Origin of the sequence: Nitrobacter winogradskyi (assembly GCF_006539545.1) — a bacterium.
Taxonomy (GTDB): Bacteria; Pseudomonadota; Alphaproteobacteria; order Rhizobiales; family Xanthobacteraceae; genus Nitrobacter; species Nitrobacter winogradskyi_A.
On record NZ_BJNF01000044.1, the window covers coordinates 26,996 to 33,262 of the forward strand.

Consider the following 6,267-nt stretch of genomic DNA (forward strand, 5'->3'; position numbering starts at 1 on the left):
GAGCGTTCGGCGCAAACCGGTTCTCTCGGCGAGGGTGGCAGGGTCTGATTGCCATTCTGGCTAAGAGCCTGGTTCCAAGGTACTTTTTTGCCTTTTCACCGGGAACGCTCAAGATGAGGGAATCAGGGTAGGAGCCCGGAGTTTCCAAAGCGTTAAGTAACTCTTGATGGAACCTTGGGAATTTAAAGCGAATGCCGATCTTGTGCGCCGCACAATAATGCTTGCATTTCATTGTGCAGCGCACTATAAACTTGACAGGACGGCGGGTACTCCAACCCCGTCAGGTGACGATAAGGAATCATCATGACCAAGATCGAAGACATTCAGCAGCAGGGTAAAGAGCAGTTCGACGCCGCGGTCACGACCGCGAGCGGTTTTCAGAAAGGCATTCAGGAGATCGCTGTAGCCTTCAGCGATTACTCGCGAAAGTCGTTTGATGACGGCAGGGCATTCACCGAGAAGCTCGCCGGAGCGAAATCGCTGGATCAGGCGATCGAGGCGCAGACCGTGTATGCCAGAACCGCCTACGAGACGTTCGTCAGCGAGTCACAGAAAATCGGTGGACTCTACGTTGACCTCGCCAAGCAAGCCTATAAGCCGTTTGAGGATTTTACGGCGAAGTTCGTTCCGGACGCCCGCTGATACCCAGGGCAAGGGCCCCGAATATAAGCGTAGCCCGGCCGCAGTTTTCGGCCGGGCTTTTTGTTGGTTAGAGCGTTTTCGAGCGAAGTGGACACCGGTTCGCGTGAAGAAAACGTGTCAAAACAATATCATAGAGGCCCGCTTCTGATCCAGTCAGAAGCGGAAAGGCCCTAGCGCCTCGCTATTTGGCGATGCGGAGTTGCGAGATTTGCGTGAGGATGTTCTGAAAAGCGTCGGCGGTCTGGTTAGCCGAGGTGATCATCTGGAAATTTCCGTTGGAGGCGCAGTCCTGTAGCACCTGGGATAACGGATCCCTGTTGCCGACATTGACCTGGACGGTGAAAATGACGGTGCCGCTGTCCTTGACCTTCTGACATAGCAGCGCCTGCCGCGCATCGACCTCTGGCGAGTGGTCGCTTCCGTTGCCTGACCAGCGGTTCTGGGTGTTCAACCCGTCTGACAAGAGAACCAGATAGTCCTGATAGACATATGCTTTATCCTTGGCGGGAGCCGGGAAGGGACCGTTCGTGGTACTTAGCGTCTGCCATCCCCAGGCGAGGCCGATGGCCTGGTTCGTACTTCCGCTGGGCGACATCGAGTCGATCTCGTTCTTCAGAGTACTCGATTGAGAACTCACGGGGGTAATCGTGGCTGGAAGACAGCCGTTCAACTGTTCGGCGTAGAACTTCGTGGAGGGTTTTCCATTGCTGCCCGAAGAGGGATCGGCATTGGAAATGTCGTAGTTCTGATCGCGGTCGTTGATGCAACCGGTCCAGCCGCCATCGGCTTCCGCTGCCGATGGCCGGGGAGCGGCGGGGGCGGCGGCTGAATCTCCGGGGCTGTCCGTATCGCGCCAGGGGTGCAGCACCTGGGTGCAAACCCGGTTCCGACCGCTCCCGCTGCAGGCGCAGTACTGTGTGGATCCGCAGCTCGCACCTGATCCCGAAGCGATGGTTTTTGTCACCGTCCGGTAGCATCCGTTGTAAAGAACACCGTTCTTGCCCGGGATCTTCCTGCCGCTATCCGCGCTCGGGCAAATGTATCCGGCGTACCTTCCGCTGGAAGGAATTCTGGAGGCGCTTCTGGCTCCGCTTAAGGTTGCCGGACGATCGGTGCAGGTGAAACCGTGGTTATTGTTGGTGAATGGGCAATTCGAGTCGGCAATGGTGGCGTCCCAGTTGCTCGGCTTCGAGTTCTTGAGGATCGGGGGTTCGTCCAGCCACTCTGACCAGCTAATCCATGATGCGCTGACGTTGGAAGTTCCAACGTTGACGTCCTTTGCGAACGGAACGATCGAAATGTAGACGTCGTCGGCGGTTTTGGCGAATGCCGACAGCGAGTCGATCATGTCTTTGGCCGCCTTTTGCAACGCGGCCATCTTGCCGTTGTCTCGCATCGACCCGGTGTTATCGAGGACCAGGGCGACCCTCATCCGCGAATTACCCCATGTGGACGTGGAACTGGTACCGAAGCTGAGTTGCGGAAAGCCGGCGATTTTCATGAAATCGGTTTTGATCGCGCCTTGTCCGGAGGCGAGGATCTTCGCCGCCGCCGCCGATGACGTGCTCGGGGTATAGGTCGCGCCTACGCTGACATTGAATGCGCTTTTGTCATTATAAAGTGAGTTAAAGTAGCGCTGCACCGCGTCGGTGATCTGCTGGGAGGTCATGGCCGGGTTGGCCGCGGCGTCCCTGGAAACCATCAGCACCGCCGAATCCATAGCCGCCTGCATCGATGAGCGGGCTGCGTTCGCCCGCGTATAATCGACAGCAGCGCCCACAAAGCCCAGCACCGGCAGAAGCGCGATCGCGAAAATAGGCGCGATGTTACCTCGGAAATCCCGATCAAAACGCCTGATCGAACTGCGAATCCGTTTGCAAGTTGACGTCCCAGACATGGCTGACACCGATCCGTTGGCTCCAGCCGCATTTCGGACATCCCGGCTAAACGTGTGGTAAAGTTGTCCTGAGAAAGCAGGTAAATAGCCGCACAAATTGCGGCAACTGTTCAAAATGCTTATCCATCGTCAACCGATCATGAACAGGAGGATCTGACATTCGGGGAAGGCAGGAGGGGTTGGTTAACCATCCCCCCACAGTCGACCGCAGCAATTACGATCTTGCGGTGAGGCCAATACAAACCCATACTTAATCCGTCCGGGCCGGCCGACAGTCAGATAAGACGGGGCGGCCCTGATATGTTGCCTGAACTACGTTTGCCTGGACTGAAGTGGCGTGCGGTCTCCTTGCCGGCTCCATCGTTTGTCCTGGCAAGAAATCGACGCCTGAAAACATTGAATGCTGAAGACATCGAACGCCTGAGCCATGCTGAAGCCGCCCGTCATTCAAACACCCGAAACGTCCGTGCTGCCCGTGAGCAATAACCGTTCAGCACCGAGAATGAGTGAAGACGAGGACGACCACGCCGCTGGCCGTGGCGATCCGGCCGCTTCGGTCATCACCAAAGTCAGGACAAAGACGAAACGTCCCAATCTCTATCGTGTGCTCATATTGAATGATGACTACACACCGATGGAGTTCGTCGTTCACGTCCTTGAGAAGTTCTTTCAAAAGGATCTGGAGGCCGCTACCCAGATCATGCTGCACGTTCATCATCATGGTATCGGCGAATGCGGCGTGTTCACTTACGAGGTCGCCGAAACCAAGGTCACGCAGGTGATGGATTTCGCGCGCAAGCACCAGCATCCGCTGCAATGCGTGATGGAAAAAAAATAAGCGCATCGATTCGCAAAAACGGAACGGATATTTCGCGGCTGCCCGGATTCGCGATGTTCCGCGCCCGGCTCGGTTGAGCATAATCGCCATGCGCGTCTGTCGGCGAGAGCCTCGCCGCGCGCGATTTTCTTGGCGGAAGACGGACCCTTTTCCTCCGGATATTGTACGACTATATTGTTGACATAAGGTTGTTGTTGCCTGACGGGGCGATGGCGATCATGATGGCCAAGAGACCCTAGAGGACGCGCAATGCCAACTTTTTCTCAAAGCCTGGAACAATCCCTGCATCGGGCGCTCGCAATTGCAAACGAGCGTCATCATCAATACGCCACGCTCGAACACCTTTTGCTGTCGCTGGTCGACGATTCGGATGCGGCAGCGGTTATGCGGGCTTGCAGCGTCGATCTCGACAAGCTGCGCGGCAGCCTCGTGAATTATCTCGAGACCGAATTTGAAAACCTGGTCACGGCGGAAGCCGCTGACGACGCCAAGCCGACCGCCGGTTTCCAGCGCGTGATCCAGCGGGCTGTGATTCATGTGCAGTCGTCCGGCCGCGAGGAGGTGACTGGCGCCAACGTGCTGATCGCGATTTTCGCGGAGCGAGAGAGCCATGCCGCCTACTTCCTGCAGGAGCAGGACATGACTCGCTACGACGCGGTGAATTACATCAGTCATGGCATCGCCAAACGCCCCGGCGTTTCCGAAGCGCGGCCGGTGCGCGGCGTCGACGAAGAGACCGAAACCAAGAGCGGCGACGACGCCAAGAAGAAGGGCGACGCGCTCGACACCTACTGCGTCAATCTGAACAAGAAGGCGCGGGACGGCAAGATCGATCCGGTGGTCGGGCGAAATGTCGAGATCAGCAGGGCGATCCAGGTGCTATGCCGTAGGCAGAAGAACAACCCGCTCTTTGTCGGCGACGCCGGTGTCGGCAAGACCGCGATTGCCGAAGGGTTGGCGAAACGCATCGTCGACAGTGAAGTTCCCGAGGTGCTGGCGGCCGCGACCATATTCTCGCTCGACATGGGAACGCTGCTGGCGGGCACACGCTATCGCGGCGACTTCGAGGAGCGGTTGAAGCAGGTGCTCAAGGAACTCGAAGCACACCCGAACGCGGTTCTCTTCATCGACGAGATTCACACGGTGATCGGCGCGGGAGCGACGTCCGGCGGCGCGATGGATGCTTCGAATCTGCTCAAGCCCGCATTGGCGTCGGGAACGATCCGCTGCATGGGCTCGACCACCTACAAGGAATACCGGCAGCATTTTGAGAAGGATCGCGCGCTGGTCCGCCGGTTCCAGAAGATCGACGTCAATGAACCGTCGGTCGAGGATGCCATCGCCATCCTCAAGGGCCTCAAGCCGTATTTCGAGGACTACCACAAGCTGAAATACACCAACGATGCGATCGAGGCGGCGGTGCAGTTGTCGTCCCGCTATATTCACGACCGCAAGTTGCCCGACAAGGCGATCGACGTGATCGACGAATCCGGCGCGGCGCAGATGCTGGTGACTGAGAACAAGCGGAAGAAGACGATCGGGATCAAGGAAATCGAGACCACGATCGCGGCCATGGCCCGGATCCCGCCCAAGAGCATGTCGAAGGACGATGCGGAGGTTCTCAAGCATCTCGAACAGACTCTCAAGCGTGTCGTGTTCGGACAGGATCGCGCGATCGAGGCTCTGACGGCGTCGATCAAGCTGGCGCGCGCCGGCTTGCGCGAACCGGAGAAGCCGATCGGTTCCTACCTGTTCTCCGGCCCGACCGGCGTCGGCAAGACGGAGGTCGCCAAACAACTTGCGGAGGCGCTCGGCGTCGAACTGCTGCGCTTCGACATGTCCGAATACATGGAACGGCACACCGTTTCACGGCTGATCGGTGCGCCTCCCGGCTATGTCGGCTTTGATCAGGGCGGCCTGCTGACTGACGGCGTCGATCAGCATCCGCATTCGGTGGTGCTGCTCGATGAAATCGAGAAAGCGCACCCGGATGTCTATAATGTGCTGTTGCAGATCATGGATCACGGCCGGCTCACCGATCACCACGGCAAGCAGGTCAACTTCCGTAACGTGATCCTGATCATGACGACCAATGCGGGCGCCTCGGACATGGCCAAGGCTGCGTTCGGCTTCACGCGCAGCAAGCGGGAAGGGGACGATCGCGAGGCGATCAACCGCCAGTTCTCGCCTGAGTTCCGTAACCGGCTCGATGCCGTCGTTTCGTTCGGCCATCTCAGCACGGACATCATCGGCATGGTGGTCGAGAAGTTCGTGTTGCAACTCGAAGCGCAGCTTGCGGATCGTTTTGTAACGATCGAGCTTTCTGATACGGCCAAGTCCTGGCTGGTCCAGCATGGCTACGACGAGCAGATGGGCGCCCGGCCGATGGCGCGGGTGATCCAGGAGCACATCAAGAAGCCGCTCGCAGACGAGGTGCTGTTCGGCAAGCTCAAGGGTGGCGGCCACGTTCGCGTTGTTCTGGTCAAGGACGAAGCGGTCGCGGGCGTTGATCTCGAGAAGATCGGCTTCGAGTTTATCGAAGGGCCGGTCACGCCGAAGCCCGAGAACCTTCCGGGCGCGCGCAAGCGGACACCACCGCGCAAGCCCAGGCCGGACGGCGGAGGACTTACGTCGGAGGAGCCGCTTAAGGTCTGAGCCATTGCGTTTTCGAGCGAACCATATCCTCCAGCTTGACCCGAGGATGGACGCCGATCGCATGAAGAAAACGCGCTAACAAGCGCTCCGGTGAATAAACAAAACGGCCGGCACGTAATGTGCCGGCCGTTTGCGTGCGCGGAACCCAGGCGCTCCAGATCACGATAATCTCGGATCAGGATTGCTCCGGATCATATTCAAGAAACGGTTCAGCCTAGAGCCTCGCTTCTGATGT

General features: G+C 58.2%; 4 protein-coding genes. 3 read left to right on the top strand and 1 reads right to left on the bottom strand.

The genetic code is table 11. The features are described from left to right. Window positions 1-303 precede the first annotated feature (303 nt). On the top strand, window positions 304-642 hold the full coding sequence (locus tag NWI01_RS09305; protein WP_141383577.1) for a phasin family protein: 339 nt from the start codon (window positions 304-306) through the stop codon (window positions 640-642). Between the two features lie 181 nt (window positions 643-823). On the opposite strand, the gene NWI01_RS09310 is transcribed toward NWI01_RS09305, so the two are convergent. Next, a complete protein-coding gene (locus NWI01_RS09310) occupies window positions 824-2,539 on the bottom strand; it encodes a TadE/TadG family type IV pilus assembly protein (RefSeq protein ID WP_141383578.1) in 1,716 nt (571 codons plus the stop codon). A gap of 502 nt (window positions 2,540-3,041) precedes the next feature. On the opposite strand from NWI01_RS09310, the gene clpS reads away from it, so the two are divergent. Together clpS and clpA are read left to right on the top strand one after the other, a co-directional pair. Further along, the gene (gene clpS, locus NWI01_RS09315) at window positions 3,042-3,377 is read left to right on the top strand and encodes an ATP-dependent Clp protease adapter ClpS (RefSeq protein WP_141383584.1); all 336 of its coding nucleotides are present in this window, start codon (window positions 3,042-3,044) and stop codon (window positions 3,375-3,377) included. A gap of 249 nt (window positions 3,378-3,626) precedes the next feature. Next, the gene (clpA, locus tag NWI01_RS09320) at window positions 3,627-6,032 is read left to right on the top strand and encodes an ATP-dependent Clp protease ATP-binding subunit ClpA (RefSeq protein ID WP_141383579.1); all 2,406 of its coding nucleotides are present in this window, start codon (window positions 3,627-3,629) and stop codon (window positions 6,030-6,032) included. The last annotated feature ends 235 nt before the right edge of the window (window positions 6,033-6,267 follow it).

What these genes read in the sequence shown, in the direction of transcription:
- NWI01_RS09310 (WP_141383578.1), bottom strand. Translation starts at nt 2,539, where the DNA reads ATGTCTGGGACGTCAACTTGCAAACGGATTCGCAGTTCGATCAGGCGT.
- clpS (WP_141383584.1), top strand. Translation starts at nt 3,042, where the DNA reads ATGAGTGAAGACGAGGACGACCACGCCGCTGGCCGTGGCGATCCGGCC.
- NWI01_RS09305 (WP_141383577.1), top strand. Translation starts at nt 304, where the DNA reads ATGACCAAGATCGAAGACATTCAGCAGCAGGGTAAAGAGCAGTTCGAC.
- clpA (WP_141383579.1), top strand. Translation starts at nt 3,627, where the DNA reads ATGCCAACTTTTTCTCAAAGCCTGGAACAATCCCTGCATCGGGCGCTC.